16 protein-coding genes and 1 pseudogene are annotated in these 20,737 nt (G+C 67.8%); 6 read left to right on the top strand and 11 right to left on the bottom strand.

Annotated elements, in window-relative coordinates; genetic code table 11:
• Positions 1 to 57 precede the first annotated feature (57 nt).
• From DW355_RS12755 to DW355_RS12765, 3 genes are read left to right on the top strand one after another with little or no spacing between them, the layout of a single operon-like run.
• Positions 58 to 1,650, top strand: a complete 1,593-nt coding sequence (locus DW355_RS12755; RefSeq protein WP_131280580.1) for an ABC transporter ATP-binding protein — start codon at positions 58 to 60, stop codon at positions 1,648 to 1,650.
• Positions 1,647 to 2,708 (top strand): ABC transporter permease, encoded by a 1,062-nt coding sequence (locus DW355_RS12760; RefSeq protein WP_131280582.1) that lies wholly within the window; start codon positions 1,647 to 1,649, stop codon positions 2,706 to 2,708. Before DW355_RS12755 ends, DW355_RS12760 begins: the two co-directional genes overlap by 4 nt.
• Before the next feature lie 12 nt (positions 2,709 to 2,720).
• Complete coding sequence (locus DW355_RS12765) at positions 2,721 to 3,644, top strand: ABC transporter permease (RefSeq protein WP_131280584.1); 924 nt, start codon at positions 2,721 to 2,723, stop codon at positions 3,642 to 3,644.
• Here the strand turns inward: DW355_RS12765 and DW355_RS12770 are convergent.
• Positions 3,623 to 4,555 (bottom strand): LysR family transcriptional regulator, encoded by a 933-nt coding sequence (locus tag DW355_RS12770; RefSeq protein ID WP_131280586.1) that lies wholly within the window; start codon positions 4,553 to 4,555, stop codon positions 3,623 to 3,625. The genes DW355_RS12765 and DW355_RS12770 overlap by 22 nt on opposite strands.
• A gap of 104 nt (positions 4,556 to 4,659) precedes the next feature.
• On the opposite strand from DW355_RS12770, the pseudogene DW355_RS12775 reads away from it, so the two are divergent.
• The 3 genes and pseudogenes from DW355_RS12775 (at position 4,660) to DW355_RS12785 (ending at position 9,615) form a co-directional block, all read left to right on the top strand.
• Positions 4,660 to 5,843, top strand: a pseudogene (locus DW355_RS12775) (MFS transporter).
• Between the two features lie 94 nt (positions 5,844 to 5,937).
• Complete coding sequence (locus DW355_RS12780) at positions 5,938 to 7,227, top strand: amidohydrolase family protein (protein WP_131280588.1); 1,290 nt, start codon at positions 5,938 to 5,940, stop codon at positions 7,225 to 7,227.
• 261 nt (positions 7,228 to 7,488) lie between these two features.
• Positions 7,489 to 9,615 (top strand): putative bifunctional diguanylate cyclase/phosphodiesterase, encoded by a 2,127-nt coding sequence (locus DW355_RS12785; RefSeq protein ID WP_131280590.1) that lies wholly within the window; start codon positions 7,489 to 7,491, stop codon positions 9,613 to 9,615.
• Between the two features lie 19 nt (positions 9,616 to 9,634).
• Here DW355_RS12785 and DW355_RS12790 read toward each other — a convergent pair whose 3' ends face one another.
• From DW355_RS12790 to DW355_RS12835, 10 genes are all read right to left on the bottom strand, one after another.
• On the bottom strand, positions 9,635 to 10,552 hold the full coding sequence (locus DW355_RS12790) for an SDR family oxidoreductase (RefSeq protein ID WP_131280591.1): 918 nt from the start codon (positions 10,550 to 10,552) through the stop codon (positions 9,635 to 9,637).
• Positions 10,553 to 10,603: 51 nt separating this feature from the next.
• A complete protein-coding gene (locus DW355_RS12795; protein WP_131280593.1) occupies positions 10,604 to 11,518 on the bottom strand; it encodes a ketopantoate reductase family protein in 915 nt (304 codons plus the stop codon).
• A gap of 18 nt (positions 11,519 to 11,536) precedes the next feature.
• Entirely contained in the window at positions 11,537 to 12,397 is an 861-nt protein-coding gene (locus tag DW355_RS12800; RefSeq protein ID WP_131280595.1) for an NAD-dependent protein deacetylase, read from the bottom strand.
• A gap of 127 nt (positions 12,398 to 12,524) precedes the next feature.
• The gene (gene sbcB / locus DW355_RS12805; RefSeq protein ID WP_131280597.1) at positions 12,525 to 13,997 is read right to left on the bottom strand and encodes an exodeoxyribonuclease I; all 1,473 of its coding nucleotides are present in this window, start codon (positions 13,995 to 13,997) and stop codon (positions 12,525 to 12,527) included.
• 156 nt (positions 13,998 to 14,153) lie between these two features.
• Positions 14,154 to 15,818: an isovaleryl-CoA dehydrogenase gene (locus DW355_RS12810; RefSeq protein WP_131280598.1), complete on the bottom strand. Its 1,665-nt coding sequence runs from the start codon at positions 15,816 to 15,818 to the stop codon at positions 14,154 to 14,156.
• 42 nt (positions 15,819 to 15,860) lie between these two features.
• The gene (locus DW355_RS12815; RefSeq protein WP_131280600.1) at positions 15,861 to 16,889 is read right to left on the bottom strand and encodes an NADP-dependent oxidoreductase; all 1,029 of its coding nucleotides are present in this window, start codon (positions 16,887 to 16,889) and stop codon (positions 15,861 to 15,863) included.
• Positions 16,890 to 16,958: 69 nt separating this feature from the next.
• A complete protein-coding gene (locus DW355_RS12820; RefSeq protein ID WP_131280602.1) occupies positions 16,959 to 17,396 on the bottom strand; it encodes a PaaI family thioesterase in 438 nt (145 codons plus the stop codon).
• A gap of 131 nt (positions 17,397 to 17,527) precedes the next feature.
• Positions 17,528 to 18,313, bottom strand: a complete 786-nt coding sequence (locus DW355_RS12825) for an SDR family oxidoreductase (protein ID WP_131280604.1) — start codon at positions 18,311 to 18,313, stop codon at positions 17,528 to 17,530.
• A 42-nt stretch (positions 18,314 to 18,355) separates the two neighbouring features.
• Positions 18,356 to 18,559: a hypothetical protein gene (locus tag DW355_RS12830; RefSeq protein ID WP_131280606.1), complete on the bottom strand. Its 204-nt coding sequence runs from the start codon at positions 18,557 to 18,559 to the stop codon at positions 18,356 to 18,358.
• Positions 18,560 to 18,637: 78 nt separating this feature from the next.
• Positions 18,638 to 20,518: an acyl-CoA dehydrogenase gene (locus tag DW355_RS12835; protein ID WP_131280608.1), complete on the bottom strand. Its 1,881-nt coding sequence runs from the start codon at positions 20,516 to 20,518 to the stop codon at positions 18,638 to 18,640.
• Positions 20,519 to 20,737 lie beyond the last annotated feature (219 nt).

The following is a 20,737-nucleotide window of genomic DNA, read 5'->3' on the forward strand; positions in this document are numbered from 1 at the left end:
GCGGTGTTCCCCGATGGCTGATCGGTACATTCGGGCGTGTCGGCGTTGAACCTTCTCATGCAGCAAACAGCCACCCCAGTCCTGCGCCTCTCCGGCATCAGCAAACGTTTTGGTGCCCTGGTCGCGAACGACCACATCTCACTGGACCTGCACGCGGGGGAGGTGCTAGCGCTGCTGGGCGAGAACGGCGCGGGCAAATCCACCCTGGTGTCCATCCTCTTTGGGCACTACGTGGCCGATGAAGGCCATGTGGAGGTCTTCGGCCAGCGCCTGCCGCCGGGCAAGCCGCAGGCGGCCCTGGCGGCGGGCATCGGCATGGTGCATCAGCATTTCACGCTGGCCGACAACCTGTCCGTGCTGGACAACGTGATGCTGGGCACGGAGCCACTGTGGCATCCCTACATGCGCCGCGCGGCCGCGCGCCAGCAGTTGCTGACCACGGCCAAACGTTTCGGCCTGCCCGTGAACCCCGAAGCCCGGGTCGGCACGCTCTCGGTCGGGGAACGTCAGCGCGTGGAGATCCTCAAGGCCCTGGTGCGCGGCGCGCGCATCCTGATCCTGGACGAACCCACGGCCGTGCTCACGCCCCAGGAAAGCGAGGCCCTGTTCGCGACGCTGGGGCAGATGGTCGCGCAAGGCCTGTCCATCGTCTTCATCAGCCACAAGCTGGGTGAGGTGTCGAGGGTCTCCCACCGGGTCGCCGTGCTGCGCGCGGGCAAGCTGGTGGCCGAGGCGCCGACGCGCGAAACCACGCAGGCGCGGCTCGCGTCATGGATGGTTGGCCACGAGGTCGCCCCGCCCCGGCGGCGCCCGGCCACGCGCACGGGGGCCGCGGTCTGCGTGCTGGACCGGGTCCACACCCGGGACGGCTTGCGTGATGTCTCGCTGACCCTGCGCGCGGGCGAGATCGTGGCCGTGGCCGGTGTCTCGGGCAATGGCCAGGTCGCCCTCGCCGACTTGCTCTGCGGCGTGCGCGCCGCTGACCGCGGTTCGGTGACGCTGCAGGGTCGGGCGTTCCGGCCCGATCCAGCCTGGCTGGTGCGCCAGGGCGTGGCCCGTATCCCTGAGGACCGGCACGCGGCCGGCGTGGTCGGCGACCTGCCACTGTGGGAAAACGCGGTCTCGGAACGGCTGCGTGAACCGGCCTTCAGCTGGAAGGCCTTCTGGGTGCGGCGCGGCGCGGCACGCGCCCACGCGCGACGATTGATCCACGCTTTCGACGTGCGCGGCGGTGGCCTGGACGCCCCCGCGCGCGCGCTGTCCGGCGGCAATATGCAAAAACTCATCCTCGGTCGCGCCTTGCTTGCTGTGACCCCCGCGCTCCCCACCGGAACCGCCCCGCCTTCGGGTGGCCAGGCGGCAGCGCTGCCCGAGGGTAAATTCCCGGCGCTCATCGTCGCGCACCAAGCCACCTGGGGCCTGGACATCGGCGCGGTCGCTTACGTACAGGCGCAGTTGATCGCCGCGCGTGACGCGGGCGCGGCCGTGCTGCTGATCTCCGACGACTTGGACGAAGTGTTGACCCTGGGCGATCGCGTGGCCGTGATGCACGCGGGCCGCCTGAGCGAGGCCCGCTGCGCCGAAGACTGGACACGCGAGGCCATCGGGCTGGCCATGGCCGGCGTCACGCAGGAAGGCAGCCCGGCATGAGACTGGAAAAACGCAGCCAGGCCTCGGCGCTCGCCCTGGTCCTGGCCCCCTGCGCGGCGATCGCCTTCACCTTGGGGGTCAGCAGCCTGCTGGTGCTCTGGGCTGGCGCGCCGGTGGCGCAGACCTTCGGCCTCATGTTCCAGGGTGCCTTTGGCTCGGTCTTCGCATGGAGCGAGACGCTGACCCGGGCGATACCGCTCATCCTGACCGGTCTGTCGGTCACCGTGGCCTTCAAGGCGCGGCTGTTCAACATCGGCGCCGAGGGACAGCTGTACGCCGGCGCGCTGGCAGCCGTCGCGGTCGGTGGCCTGCACGGTGGCACGGGCTTTGCGTTGCCGCCCGGCCTGCTGTTTCCGGTGATGCTGCTGGCGGCGGCACTGGCGGGCGCGCTGCTGCTGCTTGGCCCCGCGCTGCTGAAAAACAAGCTGGGCGTGGACGAAGTCGTCACCACGCTGCTGCTGAACTTCATCGTGCTGCTGGGTGTCTCGTCCCTGCTCGACGGTCCCATGAAAGACCCGCTGGCCCTGGGCTGGCCGCAGAGCGTGGCCTTGCAGGGCGAACTGGAACTGAGCAAGCTGATTCCCCAGACCCGCGCGCACTCGGGTCTGCTGATCGCAGTGGCTCTGGCCGTTCTGGTCTGGGTGTTCTTCAAGCACACCGCGCCCGGCTTCGACCTCCGCGCCGTGGGTGCGAACCCGAGGGCTGCGGCCTACGCGGGCGTGCGCGTCACGCGCACGGTGGTGCTGACCGCCCTGCTCTCGGGCGCTCTGGCGGGTCTGGCCGGGGCCATCGAGGTCGCGGGCCGCACCGCCTACGTCACGCTCGACATGTCGCCCGGCTACGGCTACAGCGGTATCGTGATCGCCATGCTGGCGGGCCTGCATCCGCTGGGCGTGGTGCTCGCCAGCCTGTTCGTCGCGGGTGCGCTGGTGGGCGCCGACAGCATGAGCCGCGCCATCGCCGTGCCCACCTACATCGCCGATGTGATCGTCGCCACGGCCTTGCTGGCCGTGCTGGTCGCGGCGCTGTTCGCGCAGTACCGAATCCGCTGGAAGTGAAAACCTGACGTGATGGACCTGCTGCTCAACCCGGATTTCTGGAGCGCGGTGCTGCGCATCGGCACGCCGCTCATCCTCGGCACCTTGGGCGTGCTGCTGTGCGAGCGCGCGGGCGTGCTCAACCTGGGCATCGAAGGCATCCTGGTCGCCGGCGCCTTCACCGGCTGGCTGGCCGTCTACCTGGGCGCACCACTGTGGCTGGGCGTGCTGGCGGCGGCGCTGACCGGCGCGGTCTTTGGCTTGCTGCATGCCGCGCTCACCGTCGGGTTGGCCTTGTCGCAGCATGTCTCGGGCCTGGGCATCACCCTGCTGGCCACGGCCTTGAGCTACTACGGTTACCGTCTCAGTTTTCCCCAGGTCAGCACGCCACCCACGGTGACACCCTTCGGGCCGATGCAGGACTGGCCCCTGCTGGGGCAAATCCCGGTCCTGTCAGCGCAGACACCGCTGACCTTGCTGGCCCTGGTGCTTGTGCCCGCGCTGGCCTACTTCCTGAACCGCACGCCGCTCGGCCTGGCCGTGCGCATGACGGGCGAGAACCCGCAGGCCGCCGAAGGCCAGGGCATCCCGGTGGTGGCGGTACGCACGGGCGCCATCGTGGCAGGCTCGGCGCTGATGGGCGTGGCCGGCGCCTTCCTGACGCTCTCCGCCTTCAACGCCTTCTACTTCAACATGGTCAACGGCCGGGGCTGGATCTGCGTGGCCCTGGTTGTGTTCGCGTCGTGGCGGCCTGGCAAGGCCCTGCTGGGCGCCCTGCTGTTCGCCTTCTTCGACGCCCTGCAACTGCGCCTGCAGCAATCCGGCGACGCCTGGCTGCCCTACCAGCTCTACCTGATGCTGCCCTACGCCCTGTCCATCCTCGCGCTGGTGCTGGTGGCACGCAAGGCGGTCTATCCGCAGGCCTTGATGAAGCCTTACCGCAAGGGAGAGCGCTGAGGCGTTCGAGACCCGGGCGACGGTGCTGCCCCGCCCTTTTCCGACAGGAAGTCCAGGAAACAGGCGATGCGCCGTGCCAGCTGGGTGTTGCGGTAATACACCGCGTGCAGAGGCTGGCGGTAGCCGTTGTCGGCGCCTTCCAGCAGGGGCAACAGGCGGCCGCTCGCCAGGTCCTCATGCAGCATGAAATCGGACAAGCAGGCGATGCCCACGCCCGCCAAGGCCAGGCTTCGTACCATCTCGCCGCTGGAGGCCGCCAGCGCGGGACGCGCCACGTAGCTGCTGCCCCCAGCGTGGCGCAAAGGCCAAGTGTTGAGGCTGTCCGGTTGAGTGAAGCCCAACAGCGCGTGCTGGTCCAGCGCGGCCACGGTACGCGGGCGCCCCTGCCGCGCCAGATAGGCAGGGCTGGCCACGACGTACAGCCGCGACTGCCGCAGCAGCCGCGCGTGGAGCGAGGAGTCGCCCAGCACGCCGGCACGCAGGGCGACATCGGTGCGGTGCTCCACCAAGTCCACGATGCGGTCGGTGCTGGTGAGTTCCAGCTGGATTTCGGGATACAGGGCGCGGAACTCGGCCATGCGCGGCGCAACGCAATGCAGCATGACCGGTGCCGAAGCGTCGACGCGCAGGGTGCCGGACGGCTGCTGGCGACGGATGCGCATGCATTCCTCGGCCTCGTCGAGCGCGGCCACGATGGCCCGCGCCTTCTGCTGGAACAGCCGCCCCTCCTCGGTCAGCTCCATGCGTCGTGTGGTGCGCGTCAGCAGCGTCACGCCCAGCTCTTCCTCCAGCCGCGACAGAGCCCGGCTGACCCCCGAGGCCGTCTGGCCGAGCAGCTCCGCGGCGGCGCCCATGCCCCCGGCATCCACCACGGCCAGGAAGCTGCGCAGGGCGTCGGAGTTCAATGACATTGTTGATTTCCAGTCACAAGTTCATTGATTCTAGGCCTGTTTTTCTCAATGAAGGACAGCGCCACAATCACGCCCTTCACCGCATTCACTCAGGAGTTTTCACCATGCCCGTCGCACTCTGGGCGCTGGCTGCCGGCGCCTTCGGCATCGGCACCACCGAATTCGTCATCATGGGCCTGCTGCCGCAGGTCGGCGCCGATCTGGGCGTTTCGCTGTCTTCCGCCGGGTTGCTGGTCACGGGTTACGCCCTGGGCGTGACCCTGGGGGCGCCGCCCATCGCCATGCTCACCACCGGCCTGCCACGCAAGACCCTGCTGCTGGGGCTGATGGTCATCTTCATCCTCGGCAACCTGGCCTGCGCGCTGGCGCCGGGTTACGGCACCCTGATGGGCGCGCGCGTGCTGACCGCGCTGGCCCACGGTGCCTTCTTTGGCGTGGGCTCGGTCGTGGCCACCGGCCTGGTGCGCCCGGAGAAGCAGGCCTCGGCCATCGCCCTGATGTTCACCGGGCTCACGCTGGCCAATGTGCTGGGCGTGCCGCTGGGCACCTGGCTGGGTCAGACCTGGGGATGGCGCGCCACCTTCTGGGCCGTGACCGGGGTCGGTGTGCTGGCGCTGCTGGCCATCGCTCTGCTGGTGCCCCGAGCCGGGAGCAGCACCAGGGCCATCTGCGCAGCGAACTGCGTGCCCTGGGGCGCCCGCAGGTGCTGCTGGGTTTCGCCATGACGGTACTGGGTTTCGGTGGCGTGTTCGCGACCTTCACCTACATCAGCCCGCTGCTGACCGAACTCGCCGGTTTCCCCGCGGGCGCGGTGTCGCCCATCCTGCTGTTGTTCGGCGCCGGTCTGGTCGTGGGCAACACCTGGGGCGGCAAGCTGGCGGACCGCGCGCTGATGCCCACCCTGGTCGGCAGCCTGGCCCTGCTGACGACCGTGCTGCTGTTGTTCACCTTCACGGTGCATGGCCAGGTGGCTGCGGTTCTGACGGTGGCCCTGCTGGGTTTCGCCGCCTTCGCCACCGTGGCGCCACTGCAGATGCGCGTGCTGGAACAGGCCGGCGGCGCGCCCACCCTGGCCTCGGCCTTCAACATTGCCGCCTTCAATCTGGGCAATGCGGCAGGTGCATGGCTGGGTGGACTGACGATCGACCATGGCCCCGGCTTGAACGCCACGCCGCTGACCGCGGCGGCCCTGACGGGCGCGGGCCTGCTCGTGGCGCTGTGCAGCTGGCGGCTGGGTCGTGGCACCAACCCCACACTGGCAGTGGCCGCGCGCGACTTGTCGACCTGAGCGCCCTGCGCAACGGGAAGGCGTCACGCGCGCCGTACACTGGCACGAAGAGTGCTGCGAGCGCAGCACACCAACTTGCTCATCGCGCTGTCCCATGCTTGACCTGCTCATCATCCACGCCGCCCTGCCCGACGGGCGCCAGAACGTTTCCGTGGCCGTGCGGGACGGCAAGATCGTTGAGATCCGGGAAGGGCTGAGCGCCGACCAAGCACCTGCACACCAAATCGTGGACGCCCAGGGCTGGCTGCTCTCGCCGCCCTTCGTCGACCCGCATTTCCACATGGACGCCACGCTGTCCTATGGCCTGCCGCGGGTCAACGCCAGCGGAACGCTGCTGGAGGGTATTGCCCTCTGGGGCGAACTGAAGCCACTGCTGACGGAAGAAGCCCTGGTGGAACGGGCGCTGGCCTATTGCGACTGGGCAGTGGCGCAAGGCCTGCTGGCCATCCGCAGCCATGTCGACACCAGCGATCCCAGCCTGCTGCCCGTGCGTGCCATGCTGGAAGTCAGAAAGCGTGTCGCGCCCTACCTGGACCTGCAGCTCGTCGCCTTCCCGCAGGACGGCGCGCTGCGTAGCCCCAGTGGCATCGACAAGCTGAAACGCGCGCTGGACCTGGGCGTGGATGTGGTGGGCGGCATCCCGCACTTCGAGCGAACCATGGCGGACGGCGCGGCCAGCGTGAAGCTGCTCTGCGAGCTTGCCGCCGAGCGCGGTCTGCTGGTGGACATGCACTGCGACGAATCGGACGATCCGCTGTCGCGCCACATCGAGACCCTGGCCTATGAGACACAGCGCCTGGGGCTGCAAGGTCGCGTCAACGGCTCGCACCTGACGTCCATGCACAGCATGGACAACTACTACGTGAGCAAGCTGATCCCCCTGATCGCGGAAAGCGGCGTCAGCGCGGTGGCCAACCCGCTGATCAACATCACGCTGCAGGGTCGGCACGACAGCTATCCGAAACGGCGCGGCATGACCCGCGTGCCCGAGCTGATGGCCGCCGGCGTGACCGTGGCCTTCGGTCACGACTGCGTGATGGACCCCTGGTACGCCCTGGGCAGCGCCGACATGCTGGACGTGGCGCATATGGGCCTGCACGTGGCGCAGATGACCAGCCAGGACGGCATGCGCGCCTGCTATGAGGCGGTGACCACGCACGCGGCCCAGGTCATGCACCTGCCGGCCTACGGCCTCGCCCCGGGCCAGGACGCCAGCTTCGTGCTGCTGCAGGCGCGCGACGTGGTGGAGGCCCTCCGGCTGCGTCCCGTGCGACTGGGGGTTTGGCGCAAGGGCGCGCTGCTGGCGCAGAGCCCGCAACAGCGCACGACGCTCAGCCTGCCCGGACGGGCGCCACGGGCACTGTGCCCCGGGCTGAGCGATTGAGCGGCCCGGCCCAGGTCAGGTCAGGTCAGGTCAGGTCAGGTCAGGTCCCTACAGGGCGCCACCATCACTGCGCATCCGTGTCAATCAGGGTGAGCGTGAAATATTCACGGCCTCGGGAGTTTTGAGCAGCAACCAGAGGATTTCCCTAGCAGAGGGCCTAAGCCTCCTCCTGATGCAGGCAAAATCTGACAGCGCTGTCCATACAGGTCTGTGCCTTGGGTTTGCGCCTTTGTTTTTCCAGCTTAGCCTGCGGTTTTTTTCATGGTTCCCTCGCCCGATCTGCTGACGCCCAGCTACGACCCCTGGGTCGTGGCGCTCTCCTACCTGATCGCAAGCTTCGCTTCCTACACCGCGCTGGACCTTGCTCGCCGCGTGCGCACGCCGCACCTGTCGGTGGCGCGTGGCTGGTGGCTCAGCGGCACCATCGTCATGGGCACCGGCATCTGGGCCATGCACTTCGTGGGCATGCTGGCCATGGACCTGCCCATCAGCATCGGCTACGACTACGCCATCACCAGCCTGTCCTGGCTGGCCGCCGTGGGTGCCTCGGGCGTGGCGCTGCACATTGCCAGCCATGCCGAACTGAGCTGGAGCCGGCTGGCGCGCGGCGCCCTGATCATGGGCGGCGGCATCTGCGCCATGCACTACCTCGGCATGCAGGCGCTGGTGATGGCGCCGCCGATCCAGTGGTCGGTCCTCTGGGTGGCGATGTCCATCGTGATCGCCGTCGCCGCCTCGGCGGCGGCCCTGCTGATCTTCTTCGGCCTGCGCAAGTTGGAAGGCAAGACCGCGTTCCTGGGACAGGTCGGGGCCGCCCTTTTGATGGGCTCGGCGATCTCGGGCATGCACTACAGCGGCATGGCGGCAGCGTCCTTCCCGCAAGGCTCGGTCTGTCTGAGCGCCGACCAACTGGGCGGCGTGGGCCTGAGCGCGGTCATCGCCGCCGCCACCGGCGTGCTGCTCCTGCTCGCGACCATCACCTCCATGATCGACGCGCACATGCAGACCCAGACTGCGCTGCTCGCGGCATCGCTCAAAAGCAGCAACAACCAGTTGAAAGAACAATCGCTGCGTGACGGACTCACCGGCCTGCCCAATCGGCGCATGCTTGACGAGCGGCTGCGCCTCGCGGTCGATCGCAGCGAGCGCGATGGCCACAGCTTTGCCCTGCTCTTCGTTGACCTGGACGGCTTCAAACCGGTCAACGATTCCTTCGGCCACCGCTTCGGTGACGACGTGCTGCGCGAGATGGCGCGTCGCCTGACGGCCCAGCTGCGCGCCATCGATGCCGTGGCCCGGGTCGGTGGCGACGAGTTCGTGGTCCTGCTGGAGAACCAGGGCGACGCCGACGCCATCGCACGGATCGCGCGCCGCATCATCGACGACGTGTCGGCGGTGGTGCGCGGCGGCGACGAGGACAACCCGCAGGAAGTGCGCCTGTCCTGCTCCATCGGCATCGCCCGCTATCCGCGTGACGGCGCTGCCGACCAGTTGCTGGTGCAGGCCGATGCGGCCATGCACGCGGCCAAGCGCGCCGGGGGCTCGGATTTCACCTTCTACGAACCGCATATGAGTGCGCGTGCCAAGGAGCAGTTGGAGCTGCAGCGCGACCTGCGCCAGGCCCTGACGCGCCAGGACGAACTGGAGCTGTACTTCCAGCCCAAGGTCAGCGCGCGCGACGGCGGCCTGACCGGCGTCGAGGCGTTGACGCGCTGGCGCCATCCCCAGCGCGGCTTGCTGGGACCAGGCATCTTCATTCCGGTGGCTGAACGATTCGGCCTGATCAACGCCCTGGGCGACTGGGTGATCGAGCAGGCCTGCATCCAGGCCGCGTCATGGCGGGACCAAGGCCAGCCCTTGGCCGTCGCCGTCAACCTGTCCGTGCACCAGTTGCGCCAGGCCAACCTGGCCGAGCGCACCGGCGAGTTGCTGAAGAAGCACGGGCTGGACCCGGCGCTGCTGAGTTTCGAGGTCACCGAATCGGTGGCCATGGAAGACACGGGCCATACCCTGCGCATCTTCGAGCAGTTGGGCGAGATCGGCATCCAGTTGTCCATCGACGATTTCGGCACCGGCTATTCCAGCCTGTCCTACCTGCGCCAGCTCGACGCCGATCAATTGAAGATCGACCAGAGCTTCGTGCGCGACCTGGAGCACAGCGCGGATGCCCGCGCCATCGTGCAGGCCGTGGTCAGCCTGGCCCACGCCTTGGGACTGAGCGTGGTGGCCGAAGGCGTGGAGACCGAAGGCCAGCGTGACATCCTGGCCGGGCTGGGATGCGACGAATTGCAAGGGTATTTCTACGCACGCCCCATGCCGGCTGCCACGCTCGCGGACTGGCGCCGGCACCGGCAAACACCGGCGCCGGAAAGCACCAGCCATCCCTGAGCCGCCCATCGGCGCGGCCTCAAAGCGGGCGAAGGTCCTGGCGCAGTTCCTGCCGCAGCTTCTCTCCGACCTCGGGCCGGGCGGCGAAGGGGTCGGGTGGGTTCTTTTGTCCCACGATGGCCTCCATGCGTTCTCGCACATTCCCCAGTGCCTGGGGGTGGCTGTAGATGTAGAAAGTACCGCTGGACATGGCCTCGAACACCGCGACCGCGACTTGCGCCGCCGTCACCTTGCCCGAGCTGACGGCCTTGTCGTTCATGGCCTGGCCGATGCGTTGGCTGCGCGTGGCCTGGCCGGCTGGCAGGTCCTGCGGGCGGTTGCGCTCGCTGCTGTTGATGCCGGTGGGCACGAAATAAGGGCAGAGCACCGAAGCGCCGACCTGGTCACTCACCAGGGCCAGATCCTGGTGCAGCGTTTCGGTCAGCGCCACCACGGCGTGCTTGCTCACGTTGTAGACGCCCATATTGGGTGGTGTCAGCAGGCCCGCCATGCTGGCCGTGTTGACGATGTGGCCACGCCAGGCGGGATCGCGCCGCGCGGCCTCCAGCATCATCGGCGTGAAGACGCGCACGCCATGGATCACGCCCCAGAGGTTGACGCCCAGCACCCACTGCCAGTCGGCCACGCTGTTTTCCCAGACCAGGCCACCGGCACCCACGCCCGCGTTGTTGAAGACGACATGCGGTGCGCCGAAACGCTGCTGCACGGCGACCGCCAGGGCCTCCATCTGCGCGGCATCGGACACGTCCACGCGGCGCGCCAGCACCTCGGCCCCCGCACCCTGCAGTTCGGCTGCGGCCCGGTCCAGCGCGTCCTGCTGCACGTCGACCAGCACGAGCTTCATGCCACGCGCTGCGCCAATGCGGGCGCATTCCAGGCCGAAGCCCGACGCCGCGCCCGTGAGCACGGCCACCTTGCCCTTGAAATCCGGAATCATGTCGCTGTCTCCTGGTTGTTGAGCGCGCCCATCATCCGACAGACCCGCCCGCTACGCAGTCACCTGTGTTTCCAGCAGCTTGACCAGTGTCCACAGGGCGCGGTTCACCGGCGTGGGCACGCCCAGGGCCGCGCCGCGGCGCGCCACATAGCCGTTGAGGTGGTCGATCTCGCTGGGCTTGCCGCGCATCAGGTCCTGGGCGGTGGACGAGTACTGGCCGGGCATGGTCTCGGTGATGCGGCGCACGGCCCGTTCCGTGGCTTCCCTGCCCCCGGGGATGACCACGCCATCGGCCGCCGCCACGGCCAGGCATTCGGCCACCAGGTCGGCCATGACCTCCAGCACGCCCGCGCCCTGCACCATCACGCCGTAAGGCCGGCGGGAGATGGCCGACAGCGCGTTGTAGGCACAGTTGAGGATGAGCTTGGCCCAGAGGGAGCCGCGCACGTTGTCGCTGATCTCCACCGGAATGCCGGCGGCAACCAAGGCCGGCGCGATGGTCGCCGCCGAGGGCTCGACCACCAGCTCCCCACGCCCATGGTGCTTCACATGGCCGGGGCCGGCCATCTCGGTGGCCACGTAGACCACCGCAGCGGCCACGGTGTGGTCGGGTAGTACGGCGCGCAGGCGCTCGGCGTTGTCCACGCCGTTCTGCAGGCAGAGCAGCAAGGCGCCGGGTTTGAGGTGCGGCCGGATCTGCGCGCCGGCCTCCTCGGTCGCGCCAGACTTGACGCTGAACAGCACCAGGTCTGCGCCCGCGACGGCGGCGGCATCACTGCTGGCCTGGAGCCGCACCTGCTCGTCAAAGGCCTGCGTCTCCAGGCGCAGGCCCGCGCGGGCGATGGCGTCCACATGCGCGGGCCTGGCGATCAGCGTCACGGCGTGCCCGGCGCCCGGCACCGTGCGTGCCAGCAGGCCGCCGTAATAACAGCCCACGGCGCCCGCGCCCATCACAGCCACTTTCATATTGCGTCCTTTCCCGTCTCAGGCCGGCAGCGCGCTGGAGTGCTGCCCATACGGAGCGGCCAGTGCCTGCAAAGCCGGCCCCACGGATTGTTCGACTTTCAATGTCAGCAGTTCGTCAGCCCGCGTGCGGCCCAGGTTGAGCGCGGCCACCGGCTGCCCCGCCGCCACGGCGGCCTGCACGAAGCGCAGGCCGGAATAGACCATCAGTGAGGAGCCGACGACCAACATGGCATCCGAGCGCGCAAGCGCATCGAAGGCAGCCTGCACCCGCTCGCGCGGCGCGTTTTCTCCGAAAAATACCACGTCGGGCTTGACGAGGCTCACCCGACCTTCGACCGCGCAATGTGGGCACGGCGGCACGACCACGGTGCTGAAATCCACGCCGTCCAGATCGGCGTCGCCATCGGGTGCCGCCGGCGCATGCAGGGCCACCCAGTCCGGATTGGCCTGGCGCAAGGTCTGCTGCCATTCGGCGCGGGGCCAGCGGCGCGCGCAAGCCATGCAGCAGACGGTGTCGATGCGGCCGTGCAGGTCGATCACCTCGCGGCTGCCCGCGGCCTGGTGCAGACCATCCACGTTCTGGGTCAGCAGCAATTCAATGCGGCCGGCCGCTTCCAGCGTGCGCAGCGCATGGTGCGCCGGTCCGGGCCGCGCCTGCCCGATCGTGCGCCAGCCGATCAGGCTGCGGGCCCAGTAACGCTGGCGCGTGGCGTGCTCGCCCATGAAGGCCTGGAAGGTCACGGGGGGCGGGCGTTTCCAGTCGCCATTGGCGTCGCGGTAGTCGGGGATGCCGCTGTCGGTGCTGACGCCCGCACCCGTCAGCACGAAGAGGCGTGGGTGACGTTCGACGAAGGCACGCAGGGATTCAACGTCGGTCATGGATTAGCCTCGGTCAGCACGCGTCAGCCGCGGAACGGGCTTTGCCAGACTGCTGGCTGCGCCCCTGCGCGCAGCAGGAGGGAATGGCGAAGCGGACGAAGGGCGCGAAGCCTGGGGTGGCTGCTGTTCATGGTTCCGGGGCGATCTGTTCGGCATAGGCATACAAGGCTTCCAGGATCGTCTCGCCACGCGCGTCGCCCCCCTCGGTCGCGTCTTGACCAAGCTGGTCGAGTTCGGCGAACAGGCTGTCCAGATTGCGCGCGCCGTCCGCGCCCTCGACCAGGCGCGCCACGCGGTGGGTCAGCCAGCGCGCCTGCTCTTCCTCGGTCAGCGTGTCCGGGAAATTGCGGGCGCGGTAGCGGAACAGGATGTCCCCCAGTCGCGCGTCGTCAAAACCGGCACCACTGGTGGCCAGCTCCTGCGGCGGGAGCGCGCGCAGGCGGGCCAGGCGGCGTCGGTCCTCGTTGCCGACGAAACCGCCATAGAGGTCCTCGTCCACGTCCGGCGTGCCGGCTTGCGCCGGGCGCTGGAACACCTGGGGCCAGAGGGCGCTCATATCGGGCAGCTCCCGCGCCACGGCCGCGTGGCGCAGCGCGGCCTCAAGGTCGAGGCCCCAACGCTGGGCCAGTTCGGGCCGCAAGGTCTTGAGGTTGCTGACCACCATGGGCGATTTGTTGAGGTGCACGCTCTTGATGGGTAGGCGGCTGACACCTTCGGGCAACTCGTCCGTGCGGGTGTAGAGGCGCAGGCGGATGTCGTCCACGGTCAGGCTGGCCAGTTCGGCGGGGTCCGCGCTCAGGTCCCAGGCGATCAGTTCGTTCTTGTTCGTGGGGTGCGTGGCCAGGGGCCACATCAGGGCCAGGCAACCCCGCTCGGCCGGGAACATGCCGGACACATGCAGAAAAGGCCGCGCCTGGGCCTGGGAGGTGGGCAGGCCCAGCTCGGCCGCCACGGCGTCCTTCTTGCGCAAGGCCAGCGCGAAGTCGAAGAGGCGCGGCTGCTTGTGCTTGATGAGCCGCGCCAGCCCGATGGTGGCGCGCACGTCGCTCAGGGCGTCGTGCGCGGCTTCGTGGCTGAGGCCGTTCGCGACCGTCAGGTGTTCGAGCTTGAAGCTGGGCTTGCCCTGCATCGGGCCATCCTGGTGCAGCGGCCATTCGATGCCTTCGGGCCGCAGGGCGCGGCACAGGCGCACGACGTCCAGCAGGTCCCAGCGGCTGCATTCGTTCTGCCATTCACGCGCGTAAGGGTCGATGAGGTTGCGCCAGAACAGGAAGCGCGTCACTTCGTCGTCGAAGCGGATGGTGTTGTAGCCCACGCCGATGGTGCCGGGCTGGGCGAGTTCGTGTTCGATGCGGGCCGCGAACTCGTGTTCGGGCACACCGTGTTCGAGGCAGGTCTGGGGCGTGATGCCGGTCAGCAGGCAGGCACCGGGGTCGGGCAGGTAGTCGTCGGCCGGCCGGCAGTAGAGCATGACGGGTTCGCCGATTTCATTCAGGTCGGCGTCGGTGCGGATGCCGGCGAATTGGGCGGGGCGGTCACGGCGGGGATTGACGCCGAAGGTTTCGTAGTCGTGCCAGAAGAAGGTCGGTTGTGTCGGCATGCGACGATTATGCGGGCACGTGCCCTGGCACGCAGGTTCGCTGGCTGGGACGAACCTTCCTCATACGATTTTGCTGAACGCAAAATCCAAGTCGTCAGGCCCGCCCCAGCCAGCGAGCCTGCTGACACTGGCGTTTTTGACGCTTAGACAGATTCATCACGCCGGCAAGGCCCGGCGCAGGATGGCGTCGAAGTCCACGCCACTGCCCAGGCTGCCATAGGTCTGGCCCCAGGCGCCGCCCAGGCGGGATTCGCAGAAGGCGCTGAACACGAAGCCGGGCGCGCTTTGCGCCAGCAGTGCGGCCTGCACGGCCAGGGCCACGTCCTGGGCCAGGCGGCGCGCTTCCACCTCGCTGCCCATCACTTCCACGCGCAGGGGCAGGCTGCGGGCCATGCGGTCGAGCGCGGCGTGCTGGCCCAGGGCAGGCTTCAACTCCTGGGCCAGGGCGCTGGCCGCGTCGGCCTTGCGCAAGCCGCGCAGCAGGTCCAGCGCCATGATGTTGCCCGCGCCTTCCCAGATGGAGTTGACCGGCATCTCGCGGTAGATGCGCGCCAGCACGCCCTCACCGCCCTCCTCCACATAACCGTTGCCGCCCAGGCATTCCATGGCTTCCTGCGCGAAGCCGGCGCCGCGCTTGCAGATCCAGAACTTGGCCACGGGGGTCAGCAGGCGGGCCATGGCTTTTTCATGCGGGTCGTCGGGCTGGTCGAAGGTGCGCGCCAGGCGCAGGGCCAGCGCAGTGGCGGCCTCGCTTTCCAGCGCCAGGTCGGCCAGCACGTTCTTCATCAGGGGCTGTTCGATCAGTGCCTTGCCAAAGGCCAGACGCTGGCGCGTGTGGTGGATGGCCTGGGTGAGGGCCTGGCGCATCAGGCCGCTGCTGCCCAGGGCACAGTCCAGCCGCGTCATGGTGCCCATCTCCAGGATTTGCGGTACGCCGCGCCCCTCCTCGCCCACCAGCCAGGCCAGCGCGCCTTCAAATTCCACTTCCGAACTGGCGTTGGCTTTGTTGCCCAGCTTGTCCTTCAGACGCTGGATGCGCAAGGCATTGTGCTGTCCCTGGGTGGTGCTGCCGGACAAGGCCTCGGGCAGCACGCGCGGCAGGAAGAAGCAGGACAGCCCGTTCGCCGTCTGCGCCAGCACCAGGAAGGCGTCGCTCATGGGCGCCGAGAAGAACCACTTGTGGCCGGTCAGGCGGTAACGCGCGCCCCAGGCGTCGTGCCCATCGGGCTCGGCGCGCGTGGTGTTGGCCCGCACGTCGCTGCCGCCCTGCTTTTCCGTCATGCCCATGCCCATGGTGAGGCCCGCCTTGTGCTTGTACAGCGTGAGCGCAGGGTCGTAGGCGCGCGCGCCCAGGCCGGGTGACCATTCCTGGTGGATAGCCGCATTGGCGCGCAGCGCGGGCGTGACGGCGTAGGTCATGGAGATCGGGCAGAGCATGGACGGTTCCAGCTCGGTGAAGAGCATGAAGCCCGCCGCCCGAAGCACATGGGCGTTGCGTGTGTTGTCCAGCCAAGGCGAGCCATGCAGGCCCGCCTTCATGGCTGCCGCCATCAGGATGTGGTAGCTCGGGTGAAACTCCACCTCGTCGATGCGGTAGCCCTGGCGGTCGTGCGTGCGCAGTTGCGGGCCAAGGACATTGGCCAGCCGCGCATGCACCTGCATGGTGGCGCTGCCCGCCAGGGCGCCCAGGTCTTCCAGGGGACGCAGGTTCAGCCCGGGCGCGTGGACCTTGAGCGCGTCGCGCATCGCCAGATTGCCCTCGAAGAGATTCACATCGACCAGCGGCGCGGGCTGGTTGAACACGTCATGGGTCTGGTGCATGGCGATCTCCTTTTGGGCTGGCCGCGCATGCGGCGGCGGGGACTAGATGAGCTTCACGAGCTGCTTGCCGAAGTTGCGGCCCTTCAGCATGCCCAGGAAGGCCTCGGGCGCGGCGGCCAGGCCAGAAGCCACCGTCTCGCGCGGACGCAGCTTGCCACTGGCGACCAGGCCGACCAGTTCCTTGAGTGCCTCGGGCCAGACTTCCATGTGCTCGCTGACGATGAAGCCTTCGAGGCGGATGCGCTGGGTCAGCAGCAGCTGCGGGTAGGTCAGGGGAATGGGGGCACCGTCGTAGCCTGCAATCACGCCGCACAGGGCAATGCGGCCGTGCGCGTTCAGGCGCGAGAGCACGGCGTCCAGCACCATCCCGCCCACGTTCTCGAAATGGCCATGGATACCGTCCGGGCAAGCCGTCTTGAGCGCCTTGGACAAAGAGCCCGCGTCGGTGTGTTGCTTGTAGTCGATGCAGGCGTCGAAGCCCAGATCGTTCACCACGTAATCGCATTTTTCCTTGCCACCCGCGATGCCCACCACCCGACAACCCCGCGCTTTCGCGAGCGCGCCATAGGCGCTGCCCACCGCGCCGCTGGCCGCGCTGACGGTCACAGTCTGCCCCGGCTTGGGTTCGATGATCTTGACCAAGCCATACCAGGCCGTCACGCCCGGCATGCCGGCCGCGCCCAGGTACTGCGACAGCGGCACCTGGCCGGGACCGTCACCGGCCTGAACCTTGCTGAGGGCACCAGGCTGCGTGGCGTCCACCACCCCGTAGTCCTGCCAGCCGCCCATGCCCACCACCTTGTCGCCGGGCGCGAACTTCGGATGGCGGCTCTCGACGACCTCGCCGACCGTGCCGCCGATCATCACCTCGCCCAGCGCCTGCGGCGCGGCGTAGCTCTTGGCATCGCTCATGCGCCCGCGCATGTAAGGGTCGAGGCTGAGGTAGTGGTGGCGCACCAGCACCTGGCCATCCTGCAGGGGCGGCGTGTCGGTGCTGACGAGCTTGAAATTGGCCGCCGTGGCCTCGCCCTCGGGGCGGCTGACGAGCAGGATCTGTTGATTGCGGGGCATGGTGGTCTCCTCTTGTGTTGGGCCTGCCGCATGCAAACGAAGGCGGGCCCGATGCGGATTGAATGCGATTTAGTCGGTTGAGACCTGGTCGTCGAGCTTTTTCAAACCCGGCGGCAGGCGCTTGACGTACTTGAACGTGCCCGTGGCGTGGGCGCAGGGCCGGCCCTCGCCGTCGTACACCGTGCCCTCGGTGAAGGCCATGGTGGTGCTGCGGTGCATCAGCCGGCCCTTGGCCGTGAGGGCGCCCAGCTCGGGTTTGGACGGCCGCATGAAGCTGGTCTTCATCTCGATGGTGACCACGCCCATGGACTTGTCGACGCTGCGCGCCGCGCTGGCCATGGTCACGTCCAGCAAGGTCATCAGTGCGCCGCCGTGCGTGACGGCGAAGGAATTCAGGTGCTCGGGCCGGGGCGCGAAGACGAGCTCGGACTGCCCGTCCTCGAACTTCACGAGCTCGAAGCCCAGGTGGTTGACGAAGGGAATCTCGGCGCCGAAGGGGATGCTCATGGTGTTGACGTCTCAAGGAAGAATGGGGCAGGCGGGGTCAGGGAACCCGACGATTTCGATTTGCGCAGCAAATCATATGAGGAGCGGTCCCTGACCTCGCCTGCCCCATTCTTCATTCCGATCAAGCAGGTTCAGACCACGCAGCTCACGCCGCCGTCCACCGCCAACCACTGCCCCGTGATGTGCTTGCCCGCCGCCGAGGCGTACAACAGCGCGACGCCCTTCAAATCCTCATCGTCCCCCAGACGCCGCAGCGGCGCGTGCGCCGCCATCTTGTCCTCGCCCAGCTTCTCGATCAGCGCCGTCGCCATCTTGGTCTTGAAGAAACCCGGGCAGATCGCGTTCACCGTGATGCCATGCACGCCCCACTCCGCCGCCAACGCGCGCGTGAAATTGATCACCGCGCCCTTGGACGTGTTGTAGGCGATGGTCTTCATCTCCACCGGGTTGCCACCCAGGCCGGCAATGGAGGCCACATTGACGATGCGTCCCTGCTTGCGCGGAATCATGCCGTGCTTGGCAATCGCCTGACTCAACAGGAAATAACCCCGCACATTGAGGTTCATCACCTTGTCCCAGGCGGCGGTGGGGTGGTCTTCCGCCGGAGCGCCCCAACTCGCGCCCGCGTTGTTGACCAGGATGTCCACGTGACCCAGTCGCTGCAGCGCCTCCTGCGCAAGCCGCTGGATGTCAGCCTCCTGTGCGCAGTCGGCGGCAACCCAGCGGGCGTCGATGCCGGCGGATTGCAACTCCTGGACAGCCTCCTCCAGCTCTTCGGCCTTGCGGGCGCTGAGCAGGACCTTGGCGCCCGCTTCACCCAGGGCATGCGCGATCTGCAGGCCCAGGCCGCGCGAGCCCCCGGTGATGAGGGCCGACTGGCCTTGAAGGTCGAACAGTTGCTGTACGGTACGGGTCATGCTTGTCTCCTCGTTGTTGTCATGCCGGCCGTCGGGCCGGGCCTACTTCATCACGGAACGCAGCCAGATCAGGCCCACGCCCGTGGCGGCGACCAGGCCGCCGCCCACCTGGAATATGCCGGCCAGGTCCGCCATGTCCGGCCCCTGGCGTTGAAAGACGAAACCCAGCACCACGGCCAGCAGGCCGCCGTACAGGCAGACCCAGGCGCCTTTTTCCACCCGGGTCTTTTGGCGTTCGTTGCTCATCACATTGCTCCTGAGAAGAGGTTAAACCGCATATGCGCGGATTAAAGCGGAAAGCGCGTGGTCGCGCAGCCGCCTCCCTCAGAAAGCGGCCTCCGGCATGGTCGCGCAAGTCAGGTCACGCGCCGCGACCACCTGCAGCCAGGGCTTGATTTTCGTCAACTCGTAGTGGAAAAAATAGCAGGTGGCATGCAGCACGCCCATGCGACGGTCCGCGGTGACCGCCCCACCGGTCGTGTCGGCGGGTGCCACGCGGCAGGCCAGGTCCAACCACATCCAGGCCAGCACGACATGGCCGAAGGCTTGCAGGTAGGGCACGGCATTGGCCAGCGCCTCGGTCGGGTTCTCGGTGGCCCAGGCTGCCTTGGTGGCCGCGCCCACCTGCTGCAGGGCCTGGGCCAGCGCGTTCGCGTGCTCGGCCAATTCAGGCTGCTGGATCGCGCGCTCGATGGTGGCGTTCATGCGCGCGGCCAACAGAGTCAGACCGCGCCCGCCTTCCATGCGCACCTTGCGCCCCAGCAGATCCAGGGCCTGGACGCCGTGCGTGCCCTCGTGGATCATGTTCAGGCGCTGGTCGCGCCAGTACTGCTCCACCGGAAAGTCGCGCGTGTAGCCATAGCCACCATGGACCTGGATGGCCAGGGAATTCGCCTCCAGGCACCACTCACTGGGCCAGCTCTTGGCGATCGGCGTCAGCACCTCCAGCAGCAGGCGCGCCTCGTCGGCGTCCTCGGGCGTGCCAGTACGCTGTTCATCGACCAGACGGGCGCAGTAAAGCTGCAAGGCGAGCGACCCTTCGCAATAGGATTTCTGCGCAAGCAGCATGCGTTTCACATCCGCGTGCTCGATGATACGAATCTGCGGCTGACTGGCATCTTTTCCCGCGCCAGTGATCGGCCGCCCCTGCGGCCGATTCTTCGCGTAATCCAGGGCCGCGTGGTAACCCGCCATGCCCAGCATGGTCGCGGCCATGCCGATGCCGATGCGCGCCTCGTTCATCATGTGGAACATGCAGCGCAGGCCTTCGCCAGGCTGGCCGACGAGGTAGCCCACGGCGCCTGCGCCGTTTCCGTCATACCCGCCTGACGCGCCATTCACGGGGAACTGCCCTTCACCGAAATTGAGCAAGGTGTTCGTGGTGCCACGCCAGCCGCATTTGTGGTTCAGCCCGGCCAGGGCCACGTCATTGCGCTGGCCCGTCAATTCACCATCGGCATTCACGAGCTTCTTGGGCACGATGAAGAGCGAAATGCCCTTGACGCCCGGCACCAGCTTGCCATCCGGCCCCGGGATCTTGGCCAGCACGAGGTGGACGATGTTCTCGGTCAGATCATGTTCGCCAGCCGAGATCCACATCTTGTTGCCGCGCAGGCGGTAGCGCGGGCCCAGCGGGTCCTGCGCGAAATCCGCTCCGTCAGGAATGGCCTTGGTCGCAATGTCGGACAGCGACGAGCCCGCCTGCGGTTCGCTCAGGCACATGGTGCCCGACCACTGGCCGGAAAATTCCTTGAGGGCAAAAACCTGTTTCTGCTTCTCGGTGCCATGCATCATCAGCAAGTTGGCATTGCCCACCGTGAGCAGGCCGGAACCCATGCTGATGGAGGCCAGGCCGAAGAAGCTGTTGGCGGCGGCTTCGACCAAGTAAGGCAGTTGCATGCCGCCGATGTCGTGGTCCTGCGCGGCGCTGAGCATGCCGGATTCGGCGTAGGCCCGGTGCGCCTCGTGCGTGGCCTGGGGCAGCACGACACGCAGGCTGCCGTCGGCTTCGGTGACGGTGCGCGGTTCCTCGGTGTCGATCAGGCGATTGAACGGGGCGTACTTCTCGCGGGCGATGCGCTCGCAGGTGTCAAGCACGGCGTCGAAGGTCTCGCGGCTGTGCTCGGCGTAGCGCTGGCGTTGGGTCAGCGTGTCGGCGTGCAGCCAGTCGTGCAACAAGAAATCGAGTGTTTGCCGGTAACTCATGTCTCTCTCATTTTCATGCGGGGTGTTGTCGCATCGCCTTTGAGACGGGGTGCCACATCACGCGATCATGTTCACATTCGTGAGCCTCATCGCCCGAGAGCACGGGGCACAAGCTCCGCGAATGTCCTCCTTCAAAGGTCTTCGACCTTTGAATTCCCCCTTTTTTTCGCTGCGCTTGCACCCCGCACTCTCGCGCTCCGCCAAGGTGTTTGCACCCCT

Origin of the sequence: Hylemonella gracilis (assembly GCF_004328645.1) — a bacterium.
Lineage (GTDB): Bacteria > Pseudomonadota > Gammaproteobacteria > Burkholderiales > Burkholderiaceae_C > Hylemonella > Hylemonella gracilis_B.

What these genes read in the sequence shown, in the direction of transcription:
- DW355_RS12825 (WP_131280604.1), bottom strand. Translation starts at nt 18,313, where the DNA reads ATGACCCGTACCGTACAGCAACTGTTCGACCTTCAAGGCCAGTCGGCC.
- DW355_RS12795 (WP_131280593.1), bottom strand. Translation starts at nt 11,518, where the DNA reads ATGAAAGTGGCTGTGATGGGCGCGGGCGCCGTGGGCTGTTATTACGGC.
- DW355_RS12820 (WP_131280602.1), bottom strand. Translation starts at nt 17,396, where the DNA reads ATGAGCATCCCCTTCGGCGCCGAGATTCCCTTCGTCAACCACCTGGGC.
- DW355_RS12755 (WP_131280580.1), top strand. Translation starts at nt 58, where the DNA reads ATGCAGCAAACAGCCACCCCAGTCCTGCGCCTCTCCGGCATCAGCAAA.
- DW355_RS12780 (WP_131280588.1), top strand. Translation starts at nt 5,938, where the DNA reads ATGCTTGACCTGCTCATCATCCACGCCGCCCTGCCCGACGGGCGCCAG.
- sbcB (WP_131280597.1), bottom strand. Translation starts at nt 13,997, where the DNA reads ATGCCGACACAACCGACCTTCTTCTGGCACGACTACGAAACCTTCGGC.
- DW355_RS12765 (WP_131280584.1), top strand. Translation starts at nt 2,721, where the DNA reads ATGGACCTGCTGCTCAACCCGGATTTCTGGAGCGCGGTGCTGCGCATC.
- DW355_RS12790 (WP_131280591.1), bottom strand. Translation starts at nt 10,552, where the DNA reads ATGATTCCGGATTTCAAGGGCAAGGTGGCCGTGCTCACGGGCGCGGCG.
- DW355_RS12835 (WP_131280608.1), bottom strand. Translation starts at nt 20,518, where the DNA reads ATGAGTTACCGGCAAACACTCGATTTCTTGTTGCACGACTGGCTGCAC.
- DW355_RS12830 (WP_131280606.1), bottom strand. Translation starts at nt 18,559, where the DNA reads ATGAGCAACGAACGCCAAAAGACCCGGGTGGAAAAAGGCGCCTGGGTC.
- DW355_RS12770 (WP_131280586.1), bottom strand. Translation starts at nt 4,555, where the DNA reads ATGTCATTGAACTCCGACGCCCTGCGCAGCTTCCTGGCCGTGGTGGAT.
- DW355_RS12815 (WP_131280600.1), bottom strand. Translation starts at nt 16,889, where the DNA reads ATGCCCCGCAATCAACAGATCCTGCTCGTCAGCCGCCCCGAGGGCGAG.
- DW355_RS12810 (WP_131280598.1), bottom strand. Translation starts at nt 15,818, where the DNA reads ATGCACCAGACCCATGACGTGTTCAACCAGCCCGCGCCGCTGGTCGAT.
- DW355_RS12760 (WP_131280582.1), top strand. Translation starts at nt 1,647, where the DNA reads ATGAGACTGGAAAAACGCAGCCAGGCCTCGGCGCTCGCCCTGGTCCTG.
- DW355_RS12785 (WP_131280590.1), top strand. Translation starts at nt 7,489, where the DNA reads ATGGTTCCCTCGCCCGATCTGCTGACGCCCAGCTACGACCCCTGGGTC.
- DW355_RS12800 (WP_131280595.1), bottom strand. Translation starts at nt 12,397, where the DNA reads ATGACCGACGTTGAATCCCTGCGTGCCTTCGTCGAACGTCACCCACGC.